The organism is Variovorax endophyticus (assembly GCF_025376855.1).
GTDB lineage: Bacteria > Pseudomonadota > Gammaproteobacteria > Burkholderiales > Burkholderiaceae_C > Variovorax.
Genome location: NZ_JAHUTH010000016.1, coordinates 63,559 through 85,163, shown reverse-complemented (window position 1 = coordinate 85,163; position 21,605 = coordinate 63,559). Strand labels below are relative to the sequence as shown.

At 69.5% G+C, this 21,605-nt stretch carries 26 protein-coding genes; 11 read left to right on the top strand and 15 right to left on the bottom strand.

Annotated features, from left to right (window positions below; genetic code table 11):
• Nucleotides 1-3 precede the first annotated feature (3 nt).
• The 3 genes from KV106_RS21270 to KV106_RS21260 are packed head-to-tail and all read right to left on the bottom strand — an operon-like array spanning nucleotide 4 to nucleotide 1,502.
• A complete protein-coding gene (locus KV106_RS21270) occupies nucleotides 4-366 on the bottom strand; it encodes a hypothetical protein (RefSeq protein WP_261212155.1) in 363 nt (120 codons plus the stop codon).
• 31 nt (nucleotides 367-397) lie between these two features.
• Nucleotides 398-979, bottom strand: a complete 582-nt coding sequence (locus tag KV106_RS21265; RefSeq protein WP_261212154.1) for a cob(I)yrinic acid a,c-diamide adenosyltransferase — start codon at nucleotides 977-979, stop codon at nucleotides 398-400.
• A 13-nt stretch (nucleotides 980-992) separates the two neighbouring features.
• Nucleotides 993-1,502: a DinB family protein gene (locus KV106_RS21260; RefSeq protein WP_057591863.1), complete on the bottom strand. Its 510-nt coding sequence runs from the start codon at nucleotides 1,500-1,502 to the stop codon at nucleotides 993-995.
• A 211-nt stretch (nucleotides 1,503-1,713) separates the two neighbouring features.
• On the opposite strand from KV106_RS21260, the gene KV106_RS21255 reads away from it, so the two are divergent.
• On the top strand, nucleotides 1,714-3,138 hold the full coding sequence (locus KV106_RS21255; protein ID WP_057591804.1) for an FAD-binding oxidoreductase: 1,425 nt from the start codon (nucleotides 1,714-1,716) through the stop codon (nucleotides 3,136-3,138).
• A gap of 91 nt (nucleotides 3,139-3,229) precedes the next feature.
• Here the strand turns inward: KV106_RS21255 and KV106_RS21250 are convergent, their stop codons facing one another.
• The 10 genes from KV106_RS21250 to KV106_RS21205 all read right to left on the bottom strand — a co-directional run bounded on the left by KV106_RS21250 (nucleotide 3,230) and on the right by KV106_RS21205 (nucleotide 11,494).
• The gene (locus tag KV106_RS21250) at nucleotides 3,230-4,135 is read right to left on the bottom strand and encodes a CsgG/HfaB family protein (RefSeq protein ID WP_057591805.1); all 906 of its coding nucleotides are present in this window, start codon (nucleotides 4,133-4,135) and stop codon (nucleotides 3,230-3,232) included.
• 109 nt (nucleotides 4,136-4,244) lie between these two features.
• Nucleotides 4,245-5,207, bottom strand: coding sequence for a ParB/RepB/Spo0J family partition protein (locus tag KV106_RS21245; protein WP_057591806.1), 963 nt, complete (start codon nucleotides 5,205-5,207; stop codon nucleotides 4,245-4,247).
• On the bottom strand, nucleotides 5,207-5,755 hold the full coding sequence (locus tag KV106_RS21240) for an RBBP9/YdeN family alpha/beta hydrolase (protein ID WP_261212152.1): 549 nt from the start codon (nucleotides 5,753-5,755) through the stop codon (nucleotides 5,207-5,209). The genes KV106_RS21245 and KV106_RS21240 overlap by 1 nt, the downstream gene beginning before the upstream one ends.
• A gap of 42 nt (nucleotides 5,756-5,797) precedes the next feature.
• Nucleotides 5,798-6,715 carry a ParA family protein gene (locus KV106_RS21235; protein WP_057591808.1) on the bottom strand — a complete coding sequence of 306 codons (918 nt, stop codon included), beginning with the start codon at nucleotides 6,713-6,715 and terminating at the stop codon, nucleotides 5,798-5,800.
• 9 nt (nucleotides 6,716-6,724) lie between these two features.
• Nucleotides 6,725-7,339 carry a LysE family transporter gene (locus KV106_RS21230; protein WP_057591809.1) on the bottom strand — a complete coding sequence of 205 codons (615 nt, stop codon included), beginning with the start codon at nucleotides 7,337-7,339 and terminating at the stop codon, nucleotides 6,725-6,727.
• Between the two features lie 147 nt (nucleotides 7,340-7,486).
• A complete protein-coding gene (rsmG, locus tag KV106_RS21225; protein WP_261212151.1) occupies nucleotides 7,487-8,125 on the bottom strand; it encodes a 16S rRNA (guanine(527)-N(7))-methyltransferase RsmG in 639 nt (212 codons plus the stop codon).
• Entirely contained in the window at nucleotides 8,122-10,074 is a 1,953-nt protein-coding gene (mnmG, locus tag KV106_RS21220; protein WP_057591811.1) for a tRNA uridine-5-carboxymethylaminomethyl(34) synthesis enzyme MnmG, read from the bottom strand. Before mnmG ends, rsmG begins: the two co-directional genes overlap by 4 nt.
• A 172-nt stretch (nucleotides 10,075-10,246) precedes the next feature.
• Complete coding sequence (locus tag KV106_RS21215; protein WP_261212150.1) at nucleotides 10,247-11,131, bottom strand: transglutaminase-like domain-containing protein; 885 nt, start codon at nucleotides 11,129-11,131, stop codon at nucleotides 10,247-10,249.
• Between the two features lie 28 nt (nucleotides 11,132-11,159).
• On the bottom strand, nucleotides 11,160-11,309 hold the full coding sequence (locus tag KV106_RS21210) for a hypothetical protein (RefSeq protein ID WP_172705369.1): 150 nt from the start codon (nucleotides 11,307-11,309) through the stop codon (nucleotides 11,160-11,162).
• Nucleotides 11,309-11,494 (bottom strand): DUF1328 domain-containing protein, encoded by a 186-nt coding sequence (locus KV106_RS21205; RefSeq protein ID WP_057591813.1) that lies wholly within the window; start codon nucleotides 11,492-11,494, stop codon nucleotides 11,309-11,311. Before KV106_RS21205 ends, KV106_RS21210 begins: the two co-directional genes overlap by 1 nt.
• A gap of 177 nt (nucleotides 11,495-11,671) precedes the next feature.
• Here KV106_RS21205 and gstA point away from each other — a divergent pair, with 177 nt between their 5' ends.
• From gstA to gloA2, 5 genes are all read left to right on the top strand, one after another.
• On the top strand, nucleotides 11,672-12,280 hold the full coding sequence (gene gstA / locus KV106_RS21200) for a glutathione transferase GstA (RefSeq protein ID WP_057591814.1): 609 nt from the start codon (nucleotides 11,672-11,674) through the stop codon (nucleotides 12,278-12,280).
• A gap of 217 nt (nucleotides 12,281-12,497) precedes the next feature.
• Complete coding sequence (locus KV106_RS21195) at nucleotides 12,498-13,601, top strand: alkene reductase (protein WP_261212149.1); 1,104 nt, start codon at nucleotides 12,498-12,500, stop codon at nucleotides 13,599-13,601.
• Between the two features lie 45 nt (nucleotides 13,602-13,646).
• A complete protein-coding gene (locus KV106_RS21190) occupies nucleotides 13,647-14,132 on the top strand; it encodes a RidA family protein (protein WP_093343645.1) in 486 nt (161 codons plus the stop codon).
• Nucleotides 14,129-14,611: a GNAT family N-acetyltransferase gene (locus KV106_RS21185; RefSeq protein ID WP_261212145.1), complete on the top strand. Its 483-nt coding sequence runs from the start codon at nucleotides 14,129-14,131 to the stop codon at nucleotides 14,609-14,611. The genes KV106_RS21190 and KV106_RS21185 overlap by 4 nt, the downstream gene beginning before the upstream one ends.
• On the top strand, nucleotides 14,608-15,018 hold the full coding sequence (gene gloA2, locus KV106_RS21180; protein WP_261212144.1) for an SMU1112c/YaeR family gloxylase I-like metalloprotein: 411 nt from the start codon (nucleotides 14,608-14,610) through the stop codon (nucleotides 15,016-15,018). The genes KV106_RS21185 and gloA2 overlap by 4 nt, the downstream gene beginning before the upstream one ends.
• Here the strand turns inward: gloA2 and KV106_RS21175 are convergent.
• On the bottom strand, nucleotides 15,002-16,408 hold the full coding sequence (locus tag KV106_RS21175) for a sensor histidine kinase (protein WP_057591819.1): 1,407 nt from the start codon (nucleotides 16,406-16,408) through the stop codon (nucleotides 15,002-15,004). The two genes, gloA2 and KV106_RS21175, sit on opposite strands and share 17 nt — an antisense overlap.
• 13 nt (nucleotides 16,409-16,421) lie before the next feature.
• Nucleotides 16,422-17,111 (bottom strand): response regulator transcription factor, encoded by a 690-nt coding sequence (locus KV106_RS21170; protein WP_057591820.1) that lies wholly within the window; start codon nucleotides 17,109-17,111, stop codon nucleotides 16,422-16,424.
• Nucleotides 17,112-17,248: 137 nt separating this feature from the next.
• Between KV106_RS21170 and KV106_RS21165 the strand changes: the two genes are divergently transcribed.
• The 5 genes from KV106_RS21165 to KV106_RS21145 all read left to right on the top strand — a co-directional run bounded on the left by KV106_RS21165 (nucleotide 17,249) and on the right by KV106_RS21145 (nucleotide 21,598).
• Nucleotides 17,249-18,121, top strand: coding sequence for an alpha/beta hydrolase (locus tag KV106_RS21165; RefSeq protein ID WP_261212143.1), 873 nt, complete (start codon nucleotides 17,249-17,251; stop codon nucleotides 18,119-18,121).
• Between the two features lie 160 nt (nucleotides 18,122-18,281).
• Nucleotides 18,282-18,575 (top strand): acyl carrier protein, encoded by a 294-nt coding sequence (locus tag KV106_RS21160; protein WP_057591822.1) that lies wholly within the window; start codon nucleotides 18,282-18,284, stop codon nucleotides 18,573-18,575.
• Nucleotides 18,572-19,873 (top strand): beta-ketoacyl-[acyl-carrier-protein] synthase family protein, encoded by a 1,302-nt coding sequence (locus KV106_RS21155; protein ID WP_261212142.1) that lies wholly within the window; start codon nucleotides 18,572-18,574, stop codon nucleotides 19,871-19,873. Before KV106_RS21160 ends, KV106_RS21155 begins: the two co-directional genes overlap by 4 nt.
• A 46-nt stretch (nucleotides 19,874-19,919) precedes the next feature.
• A complete protein-coding gene (locus KV106_RS21150) occupies nucleotides 19,920-21,056 on the top strand; it encodes a sterol desaturase family protein (protein ID WP_261212141.1) in 1,137 nt (378 codons plus the stop codon).
• Nucleotides 21,057-21,115: 59 nt separating this feature from the next.
• Complete coding sequence (locus KV106_RS21145) at nucleotides 21,116-21,598, top strand: GNAT family N-acetyltransferase (protein ID WP_261212140.1); 483 nt, start codon at nucleotides 21,116-21,118, stop codon at nucleotides 21,596-21,598.
• Nucleotides 21,599-21,605: the final 7 nt, after the last annotated feature.

Here is a 21,605-nt window from a genome sequence, read left to right as displayed (position 1 = left end):
CGATCAGGGTGCGTTGCCCTGCGGGCCGACCGGCGGCGGCGCGGCGCGGCCGCTGGAGCCCGGCGCGAGCTTGCGGCCGAAGGCCTCGCCCACGTTGCGCACCGGGCGGCTCGCGCGCTGCGACACCTTGTCGACACCGCGCCGCGTGGCATCGTCCGCGCGATCGATGCCACGGCCCGCGGCGTTGGTGCCGCGCTGCACGCCGCCGATCACCTTGCTGTCGCGCGGCGGCGGCTTGAGCGTGTGGGCGCGCTGCGCGCGCGGCGGGTTGTCGGCGCTCTGCGCCTGCACCGAAGCGGCCGGCAGCAGCATCAGCGCGGCCAACGACGCGGCGGCCGCGAGACGGAGTCGGGGACGAAGGGTCATCGGAGATCTCCTCGAAGCATCGGGTTCGTCATCAAGCGGGCTCGTCGCCCGCGGCCGCGGCGCGCGCCATGCGCTCGCTCTTCCAGTAGACGTCGTCGCCGCCATCGACACGGTTGAGCACGCGCGCGAGCACGAACAGCAGGTCGCTCAGGCGGTTGAGGTACTGGCGCAGCGTGTCGTTGAGCGTGGCCGAGGCGCCGAGCGCGACCACGGCCCGTTCCGCGCGGCGCGCGATGGTGCGGCACACATGGGCCTGCGAAGCGCCGCGGGTGCCGGCCGGCAGGATGAATTCGGCCAGCCGCGGCAGCGTGGTGTTGTGGTCGGCCAGCGCGTTGTCGAGCTGCAGCAGGGCTTCGGGCTTGAGCAGCGCATAGCCGGGCATCGAGAGCTCGCCGCCGAGGTTGAACAGCTGGTGCTGCACGTCCACCAGCAGCTCGCGCACCGCCTCGGGCAGCGGCTCGCACAGCAGCAGGCCGATGTGCGAGTTGAGCTCGTCGACGTCGCCCATGGCGTGCACGCGCAGGTGGTCCTTGGGCACGCGCGTGTTGTCGCCGAGGCCGGTGGTGCCGTCGTCGCCGGTGCGCGTGGCGATCTGCGAGAGTCGGTTGCCCATGGTGTGTTCGTTCCTATGCCGAGGGGGTGGAGGCGGCCTGCGCCTCGATCTTGCCGCGCAGCCATTGCAGGCCCGCGAGGTGCTGCTGGTCGTGGCTGCACAGATAGTGCACCAGGCTGCGCAGCGTGAGCGGACCATAGCCTTCGAACACCGCGGTGCGCGCGAGCTGCGCGGCATCGAGCGTGCCCAGCAGCGCCAGCGTGTGGGCGCGCGCGGCGCGGAACTCGGCCAGCGCGCGCTCGGCATCGGCCGCGCCGTAGGGGCGCTGCGCATTCACGGCCTCGCTGTCGATCGAGGCCAGCAGCGGTTGCTCCTCGTCGAGCGTGCGGCGAAAGCGCAGGTGGTAGCCCTCGACCTCGATGTCGCGCACATGGCAGACCTGCTGCAGCGGCGTGAAGGGCTCGCTCGGCACGCCCTCCCACGAGGCCGGCGCGAAGTCGCGCGCGGCGGCGGGAATCGCGGCGTAGTGGGCTTCGAGCTGGGCCGGAAAGGCGGCCAGTGCCTGCAGGGTCGTGGGATCGATGGTCATCGCGGCACGCGGCCCGTGCTTCGCGGGCCGCGGAGAAAGGCGGGAGCAGGATTTTGCGGCATCGGCATCCAGGTCAGGGCCGCTTAACCCCCTCGCCCGACTGCCGTACGGGGATCGGCCCGATGCCGGTTCGCGCCCCGCTTCGTAGAATGGTCCGTTCGCCCCCGCCCCTCTTTTCCCCTCTTCCACAGCCAGGAGACCTCCGATGAACGCCCCGACCTCGACCTCGCATCTGCTGCCGGAGCTTCATCTGCGCGAGGTGCCGGCAGTGCTGATCGATGCGCTCAAGGCCCGCTTCGGCGAACGGTGTTCCACGGCGCTCGCGGTGCGCACGCAGCACGGTCGCGACGAATCCTCGTTCGATGCGCCGCCGCCCTCGGCCGTGGTGTTCGCCGAGAGCACGCAGGACGTGGCCGATGCCGTGAAGCTCGCGAGCGAGCACAGCGTGCCGGTCATCCCCTTCGGCGTGGGCTCCTCGCTCGAAGGCCACCTGCTCGCGGTGCAGGGCGGCATCAGCATCGACGTGTCGCGCATGAACCGGGTGCTGTCGGTCAATGCCGACGACCTCACGGTCACGGTGCAGCCGGGCGTCACGCGCAAGCAGCTCAACGAGGAGATCAAGAGCACCGGCCTGTTCTTCCCGATCGACCCGGGCGCCGACGCCTCCATCGGCGGCATGACGGCCACGCGCGCCAGCGGCACGAACGCGGTGCGCTACGGCACGATGCGCGAGAACGTGCTGGCGCTCGAAGTGGTGACGGCCGCGGGCGACACGATCCGCACCGGCACGCGCGCGAAGAAGTCCTCGGCCGGCTACGACCTCACGCGCCTGATGGTGGGCAGCGAAGGCACGCTGGGCGTGGTCACCGAGATCACGCTGCGCATCTATCCGCTGCCCGAGGCGGTGTCGGCCGCGATCTGCTCGTTCCCGAGCATCGAGGCCGCGGTGCGCACCACCATCGAGACCATCCAGCTCGGCGTGCCGATCGCGCGCGTGGAGCTGATCGACGTGAACACGGTGCGCATGGTGAATGCCTACGCCAAGCTGAACCTGCGCGAGGAACCGATGCTGCTGATGGAGTTCCACGGCTCGCCGGCGGGCGTGAAGGAACAGGCCGAGACGGTGCAGGAGATCGCGAGCGGCCACGGCGGCAATGCCTTCGAATGGGCCAGCACGCCGGAAGAACGCACGCGCCTGTGGACCGCGCGGCACAACAGCTACTTCGCCGCGGTGCAGTCGCGCCCGGGCTGCCGCGTGATCTCGACCGACACCTGCGTGCCGATCTCGCGCCTGGCCGACTGCCTGCTCGACTCGGTGGCCGAGGCCGATGCCAGCGGCATCCCCTACTTCCTCGTCGGCCACGTGGGCGACGGCAACTTCCACTTCGGCTACCTGCTCGATCCCAACGTGCCCGAGGAGCGCGTGAAGGCCGAGGCGCTCAACCACGCGCTGGTGAGCCGCGCGCTCGCGCTCGAGGGCACCTGCACCGGCGAGCACGGCGTGGGCCTGCACAAGATGGACTTCCTGGTGACCGAGGCCGGTGCCGGCGCGATCGACATGATGCGCACGATCAAGCGCGCGCTCGATCCGAAGAACATCATGAACCCGGGCAAGATCTTCCAGCTCTGAGCGCACGCCGCGCATCCGGCGAAAAGCCCGGCGGCTTCGAAGGAAGCCCCGGGCTTTTTTGCTGGGCGGGGCCCGAAGGCCCTGCGTCCGATTACTTGCGGCGGCGCGCCGGCTGCTGCGGCTGCTCGGCCGGCACGTAGGTCTGCGACGGCGCCGCGCCGCCATCCACGCCGAGCCGGCCACCGCCGCCCAGGCCCTGGCCGCGCACGGTCTGGGCCTTGTAGTTGCGCAGCGAACGGACCATCTGGTTGAAGGCGTCCATGAAGGCCGCCGCGATCACCTTGCCCTGCGCGGTGTTGGTGTAGCCGCCGAGGCCACCGCCGGCGCTGCGGCCGACGATGGAGCCGAAGGCGCCGAAGTCGGTCTTGGAGGCGCTGCCTTCGGAGGCCGCGACCTGCACGCCCGAACGGTTGTCGATCAGCGTCAGCAGCGCCGAGGCTTCCTTGGTCTGCATGCTGCCGCCGATCGCGGCCAGCGCGCGGCCGCGGTTGCCGCCCACCAGGCCGCCGAGCGAACCGCCGAGGCCGCCCGCGTCGCTGTTGCTGAACACGATCTCGGGCGACAGGCCGTAGTCCGACGCGACCATCTGGCCGCGGCCGAAGTTGCTGCCGCCACGCATCTCGCCCGACTGCTGCAGCGCGCGCTCGCGCGTCATCGCGTTCATGCCGGCCGCGCCGCGCTCGACCACCACGAAGCAGTTCGACTGCTGCACCAGCAAACGCAACAGGTTTGCAGTAGGCGGCAGGCGGTATTCGCCCGTGAGGATGGTGTACCAGCCAGCGTTGACGTTCTCGATCAGCGAGACGGTGCCCAGCGGCGATTCGCAGCGCTCGAGCTGGCTGCTCTCGCCCGAGGTGGCGCCGCCGGCGGCGCTGCCGGTGGCCATGGTCTTGGCCGACTGGCTGCCCATCTGCATGTCGGTGGTGGCGCAGCCCGTGAGCAGCAGCGCGCCCACGGCCACGGCCGCGAGCGGGAAACGGGTGGTGAAGAACTTCATGGCGGGCTCCCTCTCTCGAGATCGTCGGGTGGAAAAAAGCTGCGGCGAGGATACGCGCAATGGATGACCGGAACAATCAAGCGGACGTCGGAGGACGCCGCGACACGGCTTAGGCCGTTCGGCGGATGCGCTCGATGAGGCCGTTGAGCGCGTCGATCGAGCCGAAATGGATCGCGAGCTCGCCGCTCTCCTCGATCTTGCCGCCGCGCTTGCTGCGCTTCTTGATCCGCACCTCGACCTCGGCGGTCAGCAGGTCGGCCAGTTCCTCCTCGACCCGCTCGAGGTCGCGCGATTTCTCGCCGTTCTGGCCGCTGCGCCGCGGCGCGGCCGTGAGGCTGAATTCGGCCGCGAGCTTCTTCACCAGCGCCTCGGCCTCGCGCACCGACATCTTCTTGGCGGCGATCTGGTTGGCCGCCGTGATCTGGGTGCCGCGGTCGAGCGCCAGCAGCGCGCGCGCATGGCCCATGTCGATGTCGCCGGCCATCAGCATGGCCTGCGCGGGCTCGGCCAGGTTGAGCAGGCGCAGCAGGTTGCTGGCGGCGCTGCGCGAGCGGCCCACGGCCTGGGCGGCGGCCTCGTGCGTGAGGCCGAACTCGCTGACCAGGCGCTGCAGGCCCTGGGCCTCTTCGAGCGGGTTCAGGTCCTCGCGCTGGATGTTCTCGATCAGCGACATCGCCGCGGCGGCCTCGTTGGGCACGTCGCGCACCAGCACCGGCACGCTCTCGAGACCGGCCAGCCTGGCGGCACGGAAGCGGCGTTCGCCCGCGATGATCTCGAACTCGGCGTTCTTGGCGGCGGCGGACTCCTCGTCGAGCCGGCGCACCAGGATCGGCTGCATGATCCCCTGCGCCTTGATGCTCTCGGCCAGCTCGTAGAGCGCGCCCTCGTCCATGCGGGTGCGCGGCTGGTAGACGCCGGCCACCATCTGGTCGAGCCGCAGGCTGCTCGGGTTCTGCGGCGCTCCGTTCTCGCCGGAGCCGCCGTCGCCGGCGTTGTCGCTGGAAGGGGCGGCCGTCGGGCCGAGCAGCGCTTCGAGGCCGCGGCCCAGGCCCTTGGGTTTCTTGGTCGCCATCAGTTCTTTTCTTTCGACACGTCGTTCAGGAGTTGCCGGCCCTCGGGCCAGTCGCCCAGGCCGGATTCGGCATTCAGGTGGCCACGCGCGCCCGCGTCGACGAAGCGCGCCCCCCAGTCGCTCGCCATCTGGCGCGAGCGGGCGGCCTCGCAGTACGGGTCGTCGTTGGCGGCGATCAGCACGGCGGGAAAAGGCAGCGGCCGGCGCACGATGGGCGCCCAGCCCGGGATCATCTGGCGCACGTCCTCGCGCTCGAGGTCGCCGGGCGCGACCAGCAGCGCGCCGCGTACCCGCGCGGTGTGGCGCGAATGGGCGGCCCAGGCGGCCACCAGGATGCAGCCCAGGCTGTGGGCGGCGAAGACCACGTCGCCGGGCGAAGCCAGCACTTCCTCCTCCAGCCGCACCGACCAGTCGCCGCGCAGAGGCCGCATCCATTCATGCTGTTCCACGCGGTGGTCGTGGTGCTTTTCTTCCCAGAGGGTCTGCCAGTGGCCGGGGCCGCTGTTCTGCCAGCCTGGCAGCAAAAGGACACGAGGTTCAGTGCTCATTTGCTATTATTTTTATAGCTAACTATATAAGCTGTATCAGGGTCAGGCGTTGTTTTCGCTGCTGGACTTGGGCTCGCCCACCGGTGCCAGCACGTCCTCGGGAATCGGCAGGTCGGGCGAAGTGCGGCCCGGTGCCGGCGGCGTGCTGGGCGCCACCGCGCCCGAGGCGAAAGCGCTCGCCGGGGGCATCTTCGCGATCAGCTCCTCGGCGAAGGCGATGAAGGCCTGGCTGCCGCGCGCCGCCGGATCGAAGACCACGCCCGGCAGTCCGTAGCTCGGCGCCTCGGCCAGGCGCACATTGCGCGGGATCACGGTGTCGAACACCTTGTCGCCGAAGTGGGCCTTGAGCTGCTCGCTGACCTGCTGCTGCAGCGTGATGCGCGGATCGAACATCACGCGCAGCAGGCCGATGATCTGCAGGTTCTTGTTGAGATTGGCGTGCACCTGCTTGATGGTGTTGACCAGGTCGGTCAGGCCCTCGAGCGCGAAGTACTCGCACTGCATCGGCACGATCACGCCATGCGCCGCGCACAGGCCGTTGAGCGTCAGCAGGCTCAGGCTCGGCGGGCAGTCGATCAGCACGAAGTCGTACTCGGCACCGACCGCGGCCAGCGCGGTGCGCAGGCGCTTCTCGCGGCGGTCGAGCGCAACCATCTCGACCTCGGCACCGGCCAGCTCACGGTTGGCGCCCAACACATCGTAGGCGTAGCCGCCCTCCGCCAGCTTGTCGGCCCTGACCCGCGCCTCGGCCACCGAAGCCGATTCGAGCAGCACGTCGTACACCGTGGTTTCGAGCTGGCGCTTGTCGATGCCCGAACCCATGGTGGCATTGCCCTGCGGGTCGAGGTCGATCATCAGCACCCGCTGGCCCACCTTGGCCAGGCCGGCGGCGAGGTTGACGGTGGTGGTGGTCTTGCCGACGCCGCCCTTCTGGTTGGCGATGCAGAAAATCTTGGCCATGGAGGAGGATCAGTTCGAGGCGGCGAGCTTGACGCCGAAGGCGATCAGGAAGACACCGGCCAGCTTCTCGAGCACGGCCGAGATCCGCGGATTGGCGCGGATGCGCTCGGCCAGGAAGTGGGTCAGCAAGGTGGAGGTCAGGCCGTAGAGGAAGGTCAGCGCCGCGATCGTGACCGCCATCGCGCCGAAGGTGACCAGGCCCTGGTGGCGGGCCGGATCGACGAACAGCGGGAAGAAAGCCATGTAGAACACGATCGCCTTGGGGTTCAGCAAGGTGATCATCAGCGCCTGCCGCATGAAGTGGCTCGGGCGGATGTTGAGGATAGGCGCCGAGCCGGGCTTGGCGCGCAGCATCTTGAAGCCCAGCCAGGCCAGGTAGCCGGCGCCGAGCCACTGCACCGCCTTGAAGGCGGCCGGATAAGCGGCCAGCACGGCCGACACGCCGGCCACCGCGGCCCACATCAGCACCTGGTCGCCGGCAATCACGCCCAGGGTCGCCGCCAGGCCGCCGCGAATTCCGCCTTTGCTGGTCGACGTGATCAGTGCCAGGTTGCCCGGGCCGGGAATCAGGAGGAACAGGATGATGGCGGCGACGAACGCGCCGTAGTCAGCGATGCCGAACATGGGAATTGCCTCGTGGAAAGAGGGAAAGGGGAGCCGTCGAGTCTAAGCGAGGCAGGTGGCGCGGCGATTGGCCGAACGGCCGGTTTTGCGCGGCCCGCGCGTTTCTTTTGGCAAGACGGCGGGCGCGGCCGTCTTGCCGGGCACGGATCAGGCCTGCTTTCGTGCCCAGACGATGCAACGCTCGGCGTCGAGGCCGGGCACCGTCAGTTGTTCCACGTGAAACACCGCGACTTCGGCCGGCAGTCCGGCGAGCTCATCGGCCGGATTCTTGCCCTTCATCGCGAGCCATTTGCCGCCGTCGGCCAGCAAGTGCGAGGAGCCCGAGAAGAAATCGGGCAGCGACGCGAAGGCGCGCGAGCTGATCAGGTCGAAACGGCCTTCGAGCTTTTCGACCCGGGCGTGAAGCCCGCGCAAGTTCGGCAGCACCAGTTCGCCGGCCACCTGCTGCACGAAAGCCATCTTCTTCGCGACCGCATCGAGACAGGTGACGTCGAGATCGGGCCGCAGGATCGCAATGACCACCCCCGGTAATCCAGCCCCCGATCCCACGTCGAGCAGCTTGCCCTGCCCTGCCCACTCGCGCTGCAGCGGCGGAATCACGGCGAGGCTGTCGAGCAGGTGGTGGGTCAGCACGCTGTCGGGATCGCGCAGCGCCGTGAGGTTGTAGACCTTGTTCCACTTGAGCATCAGCGCGCCATAGGCCGTGAGCTGCTCGGCCTGGCGTTCGGACAAAGCCACGCCCAGCGTCTCTGCGCCCGCGCGCAGCCGTTCGATCGTCGCCGTCATTCGGCCGACTGCGGCTCGGTGGCTGCTTCCTTGGTCGCGGAAAAGGCCTTGTGGCCGCCCTTGCGCAGGTGGATCAACAGCAGCGAGATGGCCGCCGGCGTCACGCCCGAGATGCGCGAGGCCAGGCCCAAGGTCTCGGGCTTGTGCTTCGCAAGCTTCTGCCGCACCTCGAAACTCAGGGCCTTGACCTGGCCATAGTCGAAATCGGCCGGCATCTTGAGGCTCTCGAAGTGGGCGGCGCGCTCCACCTCGTCGTTCTGGCGCTCGATGTAGCCCGAATACTTGGCCGAGATTTCGATCTGCTCGATCTCGGTCTCGCTGAGCGGGGCCTCGGCGCCGTACTTGCCGCCGTCCAGCGACATCAGGGTCTGGTAGTTCACATCGGGCCGGCGCAGCAGGTCGGCCAGGTTGTACTCGTGCTCGATCGCCTTGCCGAGCACCCGCACCGACTCGGTCGCCGGCAGGTTGCGCGGGTTCACCCAGATCGACTTGAGCCGCTCTGTTTCACGTGAAACAGCGTCGCGCTTGCGGCTGAAAGCATCCCAGCGCACGTCGTCGACCAGGCCCAGCTTGCGCCCTGCTTCCGTCAGGCGCATGTCGGCGTTGTCCTCGCGCAGCTGCAGCCGGAACTCGGCGCGACTCGTGAACATGCGGTAGGGCTCGGTCACGCCCTTGGTGATCAGGTCGTCGACCAGCACGCCGAGGTAGGCCTCGTCGCGGCGCGGCAGCCAGGCGTCTTCGCCCCGGCATTGCAGCGCGGCGTTGATGCCGGCGAACAGGCCCTGGGCCGCCGCCTCTTCGTAGCCCGTGGTGCCGTTGATCTGCCCGGCGAAGAACAGGCCCTGGATCGCGCGGGATTCGAAGCTGCTCTTGAGTTCGCGCGGATCGAAGTAGTCGTACTCGATCGCGTAGCCGGGACGCAGGATGTGGGCGTTCTCCAGCCCGGGCATCGAGCGCACCAGCTGGTACTGGATGTCGAAAGGCAGGCTGGTCGAGATGCCGTTCGGGTAGTACTCGTTGGTGGTCAGGCCCTCGGGCTCGAGGAAGATCTGGTGGCTGTCCTTGTCGGCGAAGCGGTTGATCTTGTCCTCGACGCTCGGGCAGTAGCGCGGACCGACGCCGTCGATCTTGCCGGTGAACATCGGGCTGCGGTCGAAGCCCGAGCGGATGATCTCGTGCGTGCGCGCGTTGGTATGCGTGATCCAGCACGGCATCTGTTGCGGATGCATCTCGACCTTGCCGAGGAAGCTGAACACCGGCATCGGCCCTGCCCCGCCGGGCATGCCGTCGCCGGGCTGCTCGGTGCACTTCGAGAAGTCGATGCTGCGGCCGTCGAGCCGCGGCGGCGTGCCGGTCTTGAGCCGGCCCTGCGGCAGCTTGAGTTCCTTGAGGCGCGCCGACAGGCTCACGGCCGGCGGATCGCCCGCGCGGCCGGCCTGGTAGTTGTCGAGGCCGACATGGATACGGCCGTCGAGGAAGGTGCCCGCGGTCAGCACCACGGTGCGCGCGCGGAAGGCGATGCCGACCTGCGTGACCGCGCCCACCACGCGGTCGCCCTCGACCATCAGGTCGTCGACCGCCTGCTGGAACAGGCTCAGGTTCGGCTGGTTCTCGAGGCGGCGGCGGATCGCCGCCTTGTAGAGCACGCGGTCGGCCTGGGCGCGCGTGGCGCGCACGGCCGGGCCCTTGCTCGAGTTGAGGATGCGGAACTGGATGCCGGCCTCGTCGGTGGCGATCGCCATCGCGCCACCGAGCGCGTCGACCTCCTTCACCAGGTGACCCTTGCCGATGCCGCCGATCGAGGGGTTGCAGCTCATCTGGCCCAAGGTCTCGATGTTGTGGGACAGCAGCAGCGTCTTCGCGCCCATGCGGGCGGCAGCGAGCGCGGCTTCGGTGCCGGCATGGCCGCCACCGACGACGATCACGTCGAATTCTTCGGGATAAAGCATGAGAGGGGGCGCACTGACGCGTGCGCGGCGCAAAGGAGGGCCATGATTTTAATCGGCCCTCCCTGCTCGCGCCCACTGTGGGGACAAGCTGGTCGTGCAACTCTAAAAGTCCGCCAAGCCTCTATGGGACTCGATAGTTTGCTATGTTTTTAATAGCAAACCATCCACGGAATCAAGCGGAGGTGGCGAGCTCCACCACCGGCACCGGCTTCTCGATGCCCACGAGCGCCCCGCTGGCTGGCGGTTCCACGGGCGGTGCCACGCTCTGGTCCTGCAGCTCGGTCACCACGATCTGCTTGTCCCGCATGCTCACGCTGCCGAAGATGGTGCAGAAAGCCACGTCCTTCGCGTCGCGCCCCGTGCCCACGCGCACGAGGCGGTCGACCGGCGCCATGCGCGTGGCGTCGAACAGCACCCAGCGCCCGCCGAGCCAGGCCTCGAACACGGCATGGAAATCCTGCGGCGGTTCCTCGAAGGCCACGTAGCCCACGACCAGCCGCGCCGGGATGTTGAGCGCGCGGCAGAAGGTGATGCCCAGGTGCGCGAAGTCGCGGCACACGCCGGCGCGCTGCACGAAGACCTCGCGCGCCGTGGTGGTCGAGTCGGTGCTGCCCGACTCGTAGGTGATGCTGTCGTGGATCCAGTCCACGATCGCCTGCACGCGGCCGATGCCCGGCGGCAGGTCGCCGAAGAGCTGGAAGGCGCAGCGCGCCATCAGATCCGACTCGCAGTAGCGCGTCGGCATCATGTAGTGCAGCACCTCGTCGGGCACTTCGTTGACCGGCACTTCGGGCAGGTCGTGCGGCACGTCGACCTGGGTGCGCTGCACGGTCGCGGTGTAGGCGATCTTCAGCGGCCCCGGCGCCGCGTCGAAGCGCAGGAAGCGGTTGCCGCTGGCCTCGTCGCAGAACACCTGCACCTCGGCCGCCGGCTCGATCGTGAGCGTTTCGCGGATCACCGCCTGCGCGCCTGCGCGGGCCGCCTCGATGTTCAGCAGCAGATGGGCCGGCGCGCCGACTTCGTAGTCCAGCTGCGCCTCGATGTGCGAGATGTGCATGTGGCTCCCCTTCCCTTCTTCGCCTGGCTCAGGCGCGCCTTCGGCGCGAACGGTGCTCGGGCAGCTGCCAGTGCGCCTGCGTCACCAGCAGCACCCGCAGCACGCAATGCGCGGGGCTCTGCAGCAGCTGGCCCAGCGAGCGCGTGCGCGGCCAGCGCACCGACCGGTGCCGGTGCATCAGTCGAGCGCCTTCTTCACCGCGCCCACGCCCAGCGCGGCGAGCACGATGAAGATCACGGCCAGGATCAGGAACAGGCCGAACAGCACCTTGGCAATGCCCGCGGCACCGGCCGCGATGCCGCCGAAACCCAGCAGGCCGGCCACCAGGGAGATGACCGCGAAAATGATGGCGTACTTCAACATCGAGTGACTCCTTTGCCGCGGGTCGCAGCCCTCGGTGCCCGAAGAATAGAAAGCGGTGCTCGACGCCCCGATAGTCAGCGAGCCCAAGCACCCGTAGGACAAACCCGCGCAGCCCAAACCCGCTAGCATCCGGTGCGTTCCAAAGAACCATTTCAACGATCGATTGGAGTTTTTCGCATGAAGCTGTACTACTCGCCGGGCGCCTGCTCGCTCTCGCCGCACATCGCGATGCACGAAGCCGGCCTCGCCTTCGAACCGGTGCTCGCCAGCACCAAGAGCCACAAGCTGCAGGACGGCACCGACTACTACGGCATCAACCCGCTGGGTTACGTGCCGATGCTCGAGCTCGACGACGGCACGCGCCTGCGCGAAGGCCCCGCGATCCTGCAGTACATCGCCGACCTCGTGCCGACCAAGAACCTCGCGCCCGCCGCCGGCACCATGCAGCGCTACCGCCTGCAGGAGTGGCTGACCTTCATCGGCACCGAGATCCACAAGGGCTTCAGCCCGCTGTTCAACCCGGCCATGCCCGAGGAAGCCAAGACCATCGCGCGCGACAAGCTCACTTCGCGCTTCACCTGGCTCGACGGCGAACTCGCGAACAAGCAGTACCTGATGGGCGACCAGTTCAGTGTGGCCGACGGCTACCTGTTCACCGTGACCAACTGGGCCAAGCCCACCGGCGTGGACCTCGCGGGCTTCGCGAACCTCCAGGCCTGGCGCGCGCGCGTGAGCGAGCGTCCCGCCGTGCAGGAAGCGATGAAGGCAGAGGGTTTGCTGAAGTAACTCCGCACCGCCGGAGCGCAACACCGCGCTTCGCCCTTCAACGGCCGGCAACTCGCCGGCCGTTCGCTTTCTGGCGGGCCGCCCGTGCAATGCCACCCGATTGCATTTGCAGCGCCGCAACGCCTAGCACCAAGACTACAACCCCGTGGCAGCAGGGTTGAGGCCCCGCCCCTACCCTTGCGCTTCCTTCCGCTGTTCACACCTTCCTTCTCCCACCATGTCCACCCTTTTCGACCCCGTCCAAGCCGGCGACCTGAAGCTCGCCAACCGCATCGTGATGGCGCCGCTCACGCGCAACCGCTCGCCCAATGCCATCCCGACCGCGCTCGCGCCCACCTACTACGCGCAGCGCGCGAGCGCCGGCCTGCTGATCACCGAGGCCACCGCCATCAGCCAGCAGGGCCAGGGCTACGCCGACGTGCCCGGCCTCTACGGCACCGAGCAGCTCGACGGCTGGAAGAAGGTGACCGACGCCGTGCACGCCCAGGGCGGAAAGATCGTGGTGCAGCTGTGGCACGTGGGCCGCGTCTCGCACACCAGCCTGCAGCCCGGCAACGGCCAGCCGGTGGCCCCCTCGGCCATCACCGCCAAGACCAAGACCGTGCTGATCCAGGACGGCGTGCCGACCTTCACCGAAACCTCCGAGCCGCGCGCGCTCGATGCCGGCGAGATTCCCGGCATCGTCCACGGCTTCGCCACCGCCGCACGCAATGCAGTCGAGACCGCGGGCTTCGACGGCGTCGAGATCCATGGCGCCAATGGCTACCTGCTCGACCAGTTCCTCAAGGACGGCAGCAACCAGCGCAGCGACGACTACGGCGGCAGCATCGAGAACCGCGCGCGCTTCCTGCTCGAGATCGCGCGCGCCGTGGCCGACGCCGTCGGCGCGCGCCGCACCGGCATCCGCCTGTCGCCGGTCACGCCCGCCAACGACGTGCACGACAGCAACCCGCAGCCGCTGTTCACCTACGTGGTGAAGGAACTGGCGAAGCTCGACCTGGCCTACATCCACATCATCGAAGGCGCCACCGGCGGCCCGCGCGAGATCGCCGACCGGCCCTTCGACTACGAGGCGCTCAAGGCCGCCTACCGCGAGGCCGGCGGCAAGGCCGCCTGGATGGTCAACAACGGCTACGACCGCCCGCTCGCGGAAGAAGCCGTGAAGGAAGGCGACGACCTCGTGGCCTTCGGCAAGCCCTTCATCTCCAACCCCGACCTGGTGCGCCGCCTGCGCGAGCACGCGCCGCTCAACGAGCTCGACAAGGCCACCCTGTACGGCGGCGGCGCCAAGGGCTACACCGACTACCCCGCGCTGGCCTGAGGCTGCCGGCGACCGGCGCACGGTGCTTTCGGGTACCGTTGCGCCATGTCGCAGATCGAGAACCAGCTGGCCGCGCGCGGCCTCGTCCTTCCGCCCGCCGTCCAGCCGCCACCGGGCGTGGTGCTGCCCTTTCGCTTCGTACGCATCGTCGGACGGCGCGCCTTCGTCTCGGGCCACGGCCCGCTCAATGCCGACGGCAGCATCGCCGCGCCGCTGGGCAAGCTCGGGCGCGAGCTCGACGTGGAACAGGGCTACGCGGCCGCGCGCCTCACCGCGCTCGCGATGCTCGGCAGCCTGCAGCGCGCGCTCGGCGATCTCGACCGCATCACGGCCTGGACGCGCGTGTTCGGCATGGTCGCCTCGGCCCCGGGCTTCGACCGCCAGCCCTCGGTCATCAACGGCTTCTCCGACCTCGTGCTCGAGCTCTTCGGGCCCGAGGTCGGCGCGCATGCGCGCAGCGCGGTCGGCATGGCCGAGCTGCCGTTCAACATCCCGGTGGAGATCGAGGCCGAGGTGGAGATCGCCGAATGAGCGAAGCACCGCGCTGGACCCTGCGTCGTGCCGAAGCGGCCGATGCCGAAGCGATCCGCGACTGCGCGATCGCCGCCTTCAGCGTCTATCTGCCGCGCCTGCCGATCGTGCCGCTGCCGATGAGCAAGGACTACGCAAGCGCCATCGAGTTGCAACAGGTGTGGGTCGCCGCTCATGCTCAGGATGCCGCGGATGCCGCCGAGATCGCGGCCGCGCTCGTGCTCGACATCACCGACGAAGGCTTCCTGGTCGACGTGATCGCGGTGCGGCCCAGGCACCAGGGCAGCGGCGCGGGCCGCGCGCTGCTCGAGCTCGCCGAGCGCGAGGCGCTGCGCCAGGGCTTCGATTCGATCTACCTGTTCACCAACGAGAAGATGAGCGAGAACCGCGCGCTCTACGCGCGCATCGGCTATGTCGAATACCGGCGCCTGGTGCTCGAGAACCGCACGCGCGTCTTCCTGCGCAAGGCCTTGCGATGAGCGGCACGCCCGGGCTCGCGCGCATCCACCATGCCGCGATCATCTGTTCCGACTACGCGGTGTCGAAGCGCTTCTACAGCGAGGTGCTGGGCCTGCGCATCGTCGCCGAGCACCTGCGCGCCGAGCGCAACTCGTACAAGCTCGATCTCGCGCTGCCCGACGGCTCGCAGCTCGAGCTGTTCTCCTTTCCCGATCCGCCGCCGCGCGTCTCGCGCCCCGAGGCGCGCGGGCTGCGCCACCTGGCGTTCGAGGTGCCCGACGTGCGTGCCGCGGCCGAGGCGCTCGAGGCGCACGGCGTTGCCGTCGAGCCGATCCGCGTCGACGAGTACACGGGCCGGCGCTTCACCTTCTTCGCCGATCCCGACGGACTGCCGCTCGAGCTCTACGAAGCTAGCCCTTGCGCGTGAAGTCCACGCTGACCTTCAGGCCCGTCGGCTCGGCCGCCGCGAGCCGAAGCTCGGCCCCGAGCAGCTCCGCATAGCGCGCCACGATCGACAGGCCCAGGCCCGAGCCCTGCCCCAGCTTCTGCCCCGCGGGCCCCTGCGCCCAGCGCTGCATCAGCAGGCGCTGCGCGTCGAGCGGAATGCCGGGTCCGTCGTCGATCACGCTGAGCACCTCGCCGCTGACCTCGACCGTGATGGTACGGCCGCCATAACGCAACGCGTTGTCGATCAGGTTGTCGAGGATGCCTTCCACCAGCGCCTCGTTGGCCTGCACCGTCACGCTGTCGTCGAGGCCGCGCGCGCCCAGGTCCACGCCACGCGCATCGGCGCGCGCGAGATGCCGCAGCACCGTCTGCTCGGCCAGTGCATCGAGCCGCACGGGCGCGGTCTCGAGGCTGGTGCTGGCCTCGTCGGCCAATGCGAGCGCGAGCAACTGGTCGATCAGGTGGCTCGCGCGCTCCTGGCTCTTGGCCACCTGTTCGAGCTGCTCGCGCCATACCGAGGGCTTCTGCTGCGCGAGCCCGTAGTCGGCCAGCGCACGGATGCCCGCGAGCGGCGTGCGCAGCTCGTGCGCCACGTTGCCCACGAACTCGCGCTGCCCGCGCACGCTGTGGCCCAGCCGCTCGAACAGTGCGTTGACCGCCTCGCCCAGGTGCTGCAGCTCGCGCGAGGTCCGCACCACCGTCACCGGCGAGAGGTCGCGCACGTCGCGCCGGTCGAGGGCCTGCTGCAGGTCGCCGAGCGGCCGCAGATCGCGGCGGATGCCATGCCAGAGCCACACGGCGAGCAGCATCAGCAGCAGCACCTGTGGCGCCAGCGCATAGCCCAGCAGCTGCCGCACGAGCGCCGTGCGGCTCAGCGTGGTCTGCGCGATCACCACGCGGTAGGGCATCGAGACGCCGGGCTCGGCATCGTGCTCGAGCACCACCGCGCGCATCGGCTTGCCCTGGTAGGTGACGTCCGAGAAGCGGTAGCGCGCGCCGCCCACGGGCAGTGGCGCCTGCAGGTCGTCGGCACCCGAGATCAGGGTGCCGTCGAGCCGCTGCACCGAGAAGTTGACCTTGTCGATCTGGTCGAACAGCACCGTGGCCACCTCGCGCGGCGTGAGCAGCAGCTCGATGCCGCGCTCGCCCGCCTGCACGTTGGCCGACAGCGCATAGGCGTCGTCGAGCATGCCGCGATCGAAGGCCTGCTCGGAGAAGTAGTTCGCGATCACCAGCGCGATCACCGCGCCCACCATCCAGCTCAGCGCGAGCGGCACCAGCACGTTGCGCAGCACGCGCCGCGTGAGCGTGGACACCGCGCGCGGCGGGCTGGGCGTGATCCGCGCTGGCGCTGCTTCGCTGTCGCTCACGGTCGCGGCGCGCTCAGACTTCTGCTTCGAGCAGGTAGCCGATGCCGCGCAGGGTGCGGATGCCCGCGCCCGAGCCGACCAGCTTCTTGCGCAGCCGCGAGATGAAGGCCTCGAGCGCGTTGTCGCCCAGCGATTCGTCGAAGCTCGAGAGCTTGTCGGACAGCGCACGCTTGCTCACCGTGCGGCCCGGCGGGCTCATCAGTTCCCACAGCACCTCGAACTCGCGCGCCGGCAGGTCGAGCGGGCCGCTCGCGGTGGAGAAGCGCCGCGCCTTGCGATCGAGCTTCAGCTGGCCCAGCAGCACGATGTCTTCCGTGCCCTTCGCGCGGCGCACCAGCGCGCGCAGGCGCGCCTCGACCTCGGCCAGGTCGAAGGGCTTGCCGAGGTAGTCGTCGGCGCCCGCGTCGAGGCCCGCGATGCGTTCCTCGGTGCGGCCGCGCGCGGTGAGCACGAGCACCGGCGTGCGGTCGCCGCGCGCGCGTGCCTGTCGCAGCGCGGTGAGTCCGCTCGCGAGACCGCTGGTCGCGCTCGCGGTGGCGGGCAGGTTCAGATCGAGCAGCACCGCATCGAAGGGCTGCACGCGCCACAGGTGGTCGGCGTCCTCGACGTTGGTGGAGACATCGACGCGGTGACCAGCGTCCGCGAGGCTGCGAAGCATCACGTCGCGCAGCACGGCATCGTCTTCGACTAGCAGGATTCGCATGATTTTCGAGTGGGTTGAAGTGCCTATTCTTGCTCGCGGGAGGGTCAGCAGGCGGTCAGTACGACACGCGATAAACACGGCATGAGCATACGACAGCCCATCGCCGCACGGGCCCTTTTCATCGGGGCCGCATCGTCATGAGCGCACGCGAACCTTCCAGCCTGCTGAGCTTCGTGCACCCCGCCGTGCAACGCACCGCGGTCGTGCTGCTGCATGGTTTGTGCAGCACACCTGACGAACTGCTGACCGTGCAGTCCGCGCTGCGCGACGGCGGCTACGCGGTGCACCCGATGTCGATCCCCGGCTACTCCTTCGACGCCAATGCGCCGATGCAGCAGGCCGCGCCCTTCCAGCAGTGGCTCGACAGCATCGAGGCCCAGGTCGCGGCCCTGCGCGAGACGCACGAGCGCGTGCTGCTCGTGGGCATCTCGGCCGGCTCCTCGCTCGCGCTCGGCGCCGCCATCCGCTGCGGCGACGCGGTCGATGCGCTGGTGCTGATGTCGACCACGCTGCGCTTCGACGGCTGGGCCATCCCGCGCACGCAGATGCTGCTGCCGCTGGCCTACTACACGCCGCTGGGCCGCCTCTGGCAGTACCGCGAACGCCCTCCCTACGGCGTGAAGAACGAACGCGTGCGTGCCTGGATCGAGCGCGAGCTGCGCCACCGCAAGGTCTCGCGCGCGGGCAGTTCGGTGATCGGCGTGGGCCACCTGCGCGAGCACCATCGGCTGATCCGCCACGTGCGCGCCAACCTGCATCGCGTGCAATGCGACCGCGTGCTCGCGCTGCATGCGCAGCAGGACGAGGTGGCCAGCGTCGCCAACCTCGAGATCCTCGCGCGCGGCCTGCGCTGCCGGTCGTTCCGCAGCGTGGTGGTGAGCAACAGCTACCACATGATCACCATCGACAACGACCGCCAGCAGGTGGTGCGCGAGACCGTCGCCTTCGCCGACGAGGTCGCGCACGGCACGGGCGCCGATGCCCCGTCCTTCTCTCTGAAGGCTTCCTGAAAAGGAACGCGTTCGCCATCGCGATGCCCTCGATCCCACCCCACAATGAACCGTGCAAGGCGGTGTCGCGACGCTCGCCTTCCCCGCAACTGCCGCGCCGACCGATGGCACTCCCGCACGACGATCGTGCACCACGCTTCGCCTGAAAGGAACCAGCCCCATGTCCACCTCGCCCACCTTCAACAGCATCGCGCGCATCCTCGAGAACGACTTCCGCGTCGAGGCCAGCCTGGTCTCGCCGCAGACCGCGCTCGCCGACCTGGGCCTCGACTCGCTCGCGCTGATGGAGTTCGTCTTCGCGGTCGAGGATGCCTTCCACCTGCGCATTCCCGAGGACCGTCTCGATCCGCGAGAAGCGGGCATCACGCTGCAGCGCCTGTGCGAAGTGATCGATGCGGAGAGCGCTGCCGCGATGGCGAACACCGCGAACGCGCCTGAGGCGGCTCACGCATGAGCAGCGGTGTCGAACACGCGGTGATCGCTGCTTCGGCGCAGCGCATCGCGGCGCCGCCGGTGCGCGTCAGCGGCGTCGGTTTCGTCACGCCGATCGGCCGCACGCTCGAGGCCTTCGACGATGCGCTGTTCCATGGCCGCTCGGCCGTGCGCTCGCACACGCTCGCGATCCCCGGCATGGACAGCGTCGAGATTCCCGTGGCCGCCTGCGACTTCGATTCGAACGGCGTGCGCAGCATCTCGCGCCTGCCGCTGGACCGCGGCACCGCGATGGCCCTCGCGGCCGCGCAGGATGCCGCGGCGCAGGCCGGACTGGCGCGCGACAGCGTCGACCCCGAACGGCTGGGCATCTTCTGGGGCAGCGGCCTCGCGGGCGCGGGCAGCTTCGACAACACCACGCAGGCGCTCTATGCCGAGCAGCGCCGCATGCGGCCGACCACCGTGCTCACCGTGATGCCCAATGCGGCGGTGGCCGAGCTCGCGCTGCACTTCGGCGCGCACGGCGCGGCCATCGCCTATGCCTGCGCCTGCGCCTCCTCGGCAGTGGCGATCGGCGAGGCGATGCGCGCCATTCGCGGCGGCTGGATCGATGTCGCCATCGTCGGCGGCCACGACGCCATGCTCACGCCCGGGGTGATGGCGAGCTGGCAGGCGATGCGCGTGATGGCCGCGCCGCCGGCCGGCGCGCCCGAGACCGCATGCCGTCCCTTCTCGGGCGACCGCGCGGGCTTCGCGCTCGGCGAAGGCGCCGCGGCGCTGGTGCTCGAATCGGAAGCGCATGCGCGTTCGCGCGGCGCACTCGACACGGGCGATGGTGCGTCCTATGTGCTCGCCGGCTATGCCACCAACTGCGACGGCACGCACATCACGAACCCCGACAGCGCGGGCCAGGTGCGCGCGATGCGCGCAGCCCTGCGCGACGCGGGCATCGATGCCGCGCAGATCGGCCATGTGAACGCCCACGGCACCGCCACCATGGCCGGCGACGCGGCCGAGGCGGCCTCGGTGCGCGAGGTGTTCGGCAGCGCGATGCCGGTGTGCGCCACCAAGGCGATCCACGGCCATGTGCTCGGCGGCGGCGGCGCGATCGAACTGGTCGCGACCTTGCGCGCGCTGGCGCACGAGGCCGTGCCGCCGATCGCCAACCTGCGCGAGCCCGACGCGGCCTTCGAGCTGGACTTCGTGCGCGGCGAGGCGCGCGCCGTGCCCGGCATGCGCTGGGCGATGTCGAATTCCTTCGCCTTCGGCGGCACCAACGCCGTGCTGGTCGCTGGACGCATCGACGCCCCATCCCGCTGAGACTTCGCTGAAGTTTTTTCGCGCGCAGGAAGGCTCAAGGCAGGCAGTGCATCGGCTGGTGGTTCTCGTCGTGCCGGTGTTCGTGCTGCTGATGGCCTGGGAATTCGCCTGGGGCTGGCTCAAACAGCGCAACACCTACCGCTTCGCCGACACCGTCGCGAGCCTGAGCCAGGGTCTCTTGAGCCAGGCGCTCGCGGTCTGCACGCAGCTGTTCCAGATCGGCCTCTACGCGCTCGTCTATCCGCATGTCGCGCTGTGCACCGACGCGGGCTTCTGGAACAGCGCGCTCGGCTGGATCGCCGCGGTGCTGCTGTTCGACTTCTGCGACTACTGGCTGCATCGCGCGGGCCACGAGTCGGCGCTGTTCTGGGCCGCGCACGCGGTGCACCACCAGAGCCGGCGCTTCAATTTCTCGACCGCGCTGCGGCAGGAGAGCATGGTCGCCTTCCTCGGCTGGGCCTTCTACCTGCCGATGGCCGTGGTGGGCGTGCCGCCCGAGCAGTTCGGGCTCGCGGGGCTGATCGTGCTGGTCTACCAGTTCTGGATCCACACCGAGCACATCGGCAAGCTCGGCTGGTTCGACCGCGTGTTCTCCTCGCCCTCGAACCATCGCGTGCACCATGCCGTCAACGACGGCTACCTCGACCGCAACTACGGCGGCATGCTGGTGGTGTGGGATCGCCTGTTCGGCACCTTCGCCGAGGAGAGCGAGCGCTGCGTCTACGGCACGCGCAAGCCGCTCGCGGGCTTCGATCCGCTGCGCGCCGTGCTCGGCCCCTATGCGCCGCTCGCGCGCGATGCCTGGCACACACGGCGCTGGCGCGACAAGCTCGGCGTGTTCTGGCGATCGCCGGGCTGGCGGCCGGCCGACGTGGCGGCGCGCTTTCCCGAACCCGACTTCTCGCTCGAGGCGGCCGCCGCCCTCGACGATCCACCGGCCGGCCGTGCGCGCGCGATCGCGGCCACGCTGCATTTCGCGGGCTGGGTCGGCATGACGCTGGCCTTTCTCTGGCGCGCGGACGACATGGCTTTTCGCACCGGGCTCGAACTGCTGGCGCTGACGATCGCGGGTTTCTGGGCCGTGGGCGCGGTGCTCGATGCGCGGCTGCGCTTGCGCTGGGCCTGGCTCGCGCAGGTGCTGCTGCTGGCGCTCGCCGGCGCCCTCGTGTTCGCGGCCGGTTGAGCGGCTGCGCGGGATTGCTATCCTGCGGGCCCCTGATTGACCTCGACCATGGAGCCGCCGTGCGCCGACTTGCCACTTCCCACGACCTCGCCGCCGTCCATGCCCTCTACATGCACGAGAAGGTGGTGCGCTTCCTCGGCTACGACCCGATGCCGCTCTCGGACTTCCGGCCGATCCACGAGGAGCTGGTGCGCAGCGGCTGCTTCCACATCTGGGAAATCGAGGGCCGCATGGCCGGCTTCTACCGCGCCACGCGCTATCCGGGCCGCGTGGCGCACGTCGCCTGCCTTGGCACGCTCGCGGTGGACCCGGCCTTCCATGGCCGCGGCGTGGCGCTGGCCATGGTGAGCGATGCCATCGAGCAACTGCGCACGGCCGGCGTCAAGCGCATCGAGCTCTATGCCGAGAGCGACAACGCGCCCGCGCTGCGCTTCTACGAGAAGCTGGGCTTCGTGCGCGAGGGCACGTTGCGCAAGTTCTACAAGCGCGCCGGCGAGGCCGACTACATCGACGATCACCTGATGGCGCTGCTGCTCGACTGACAGGGTC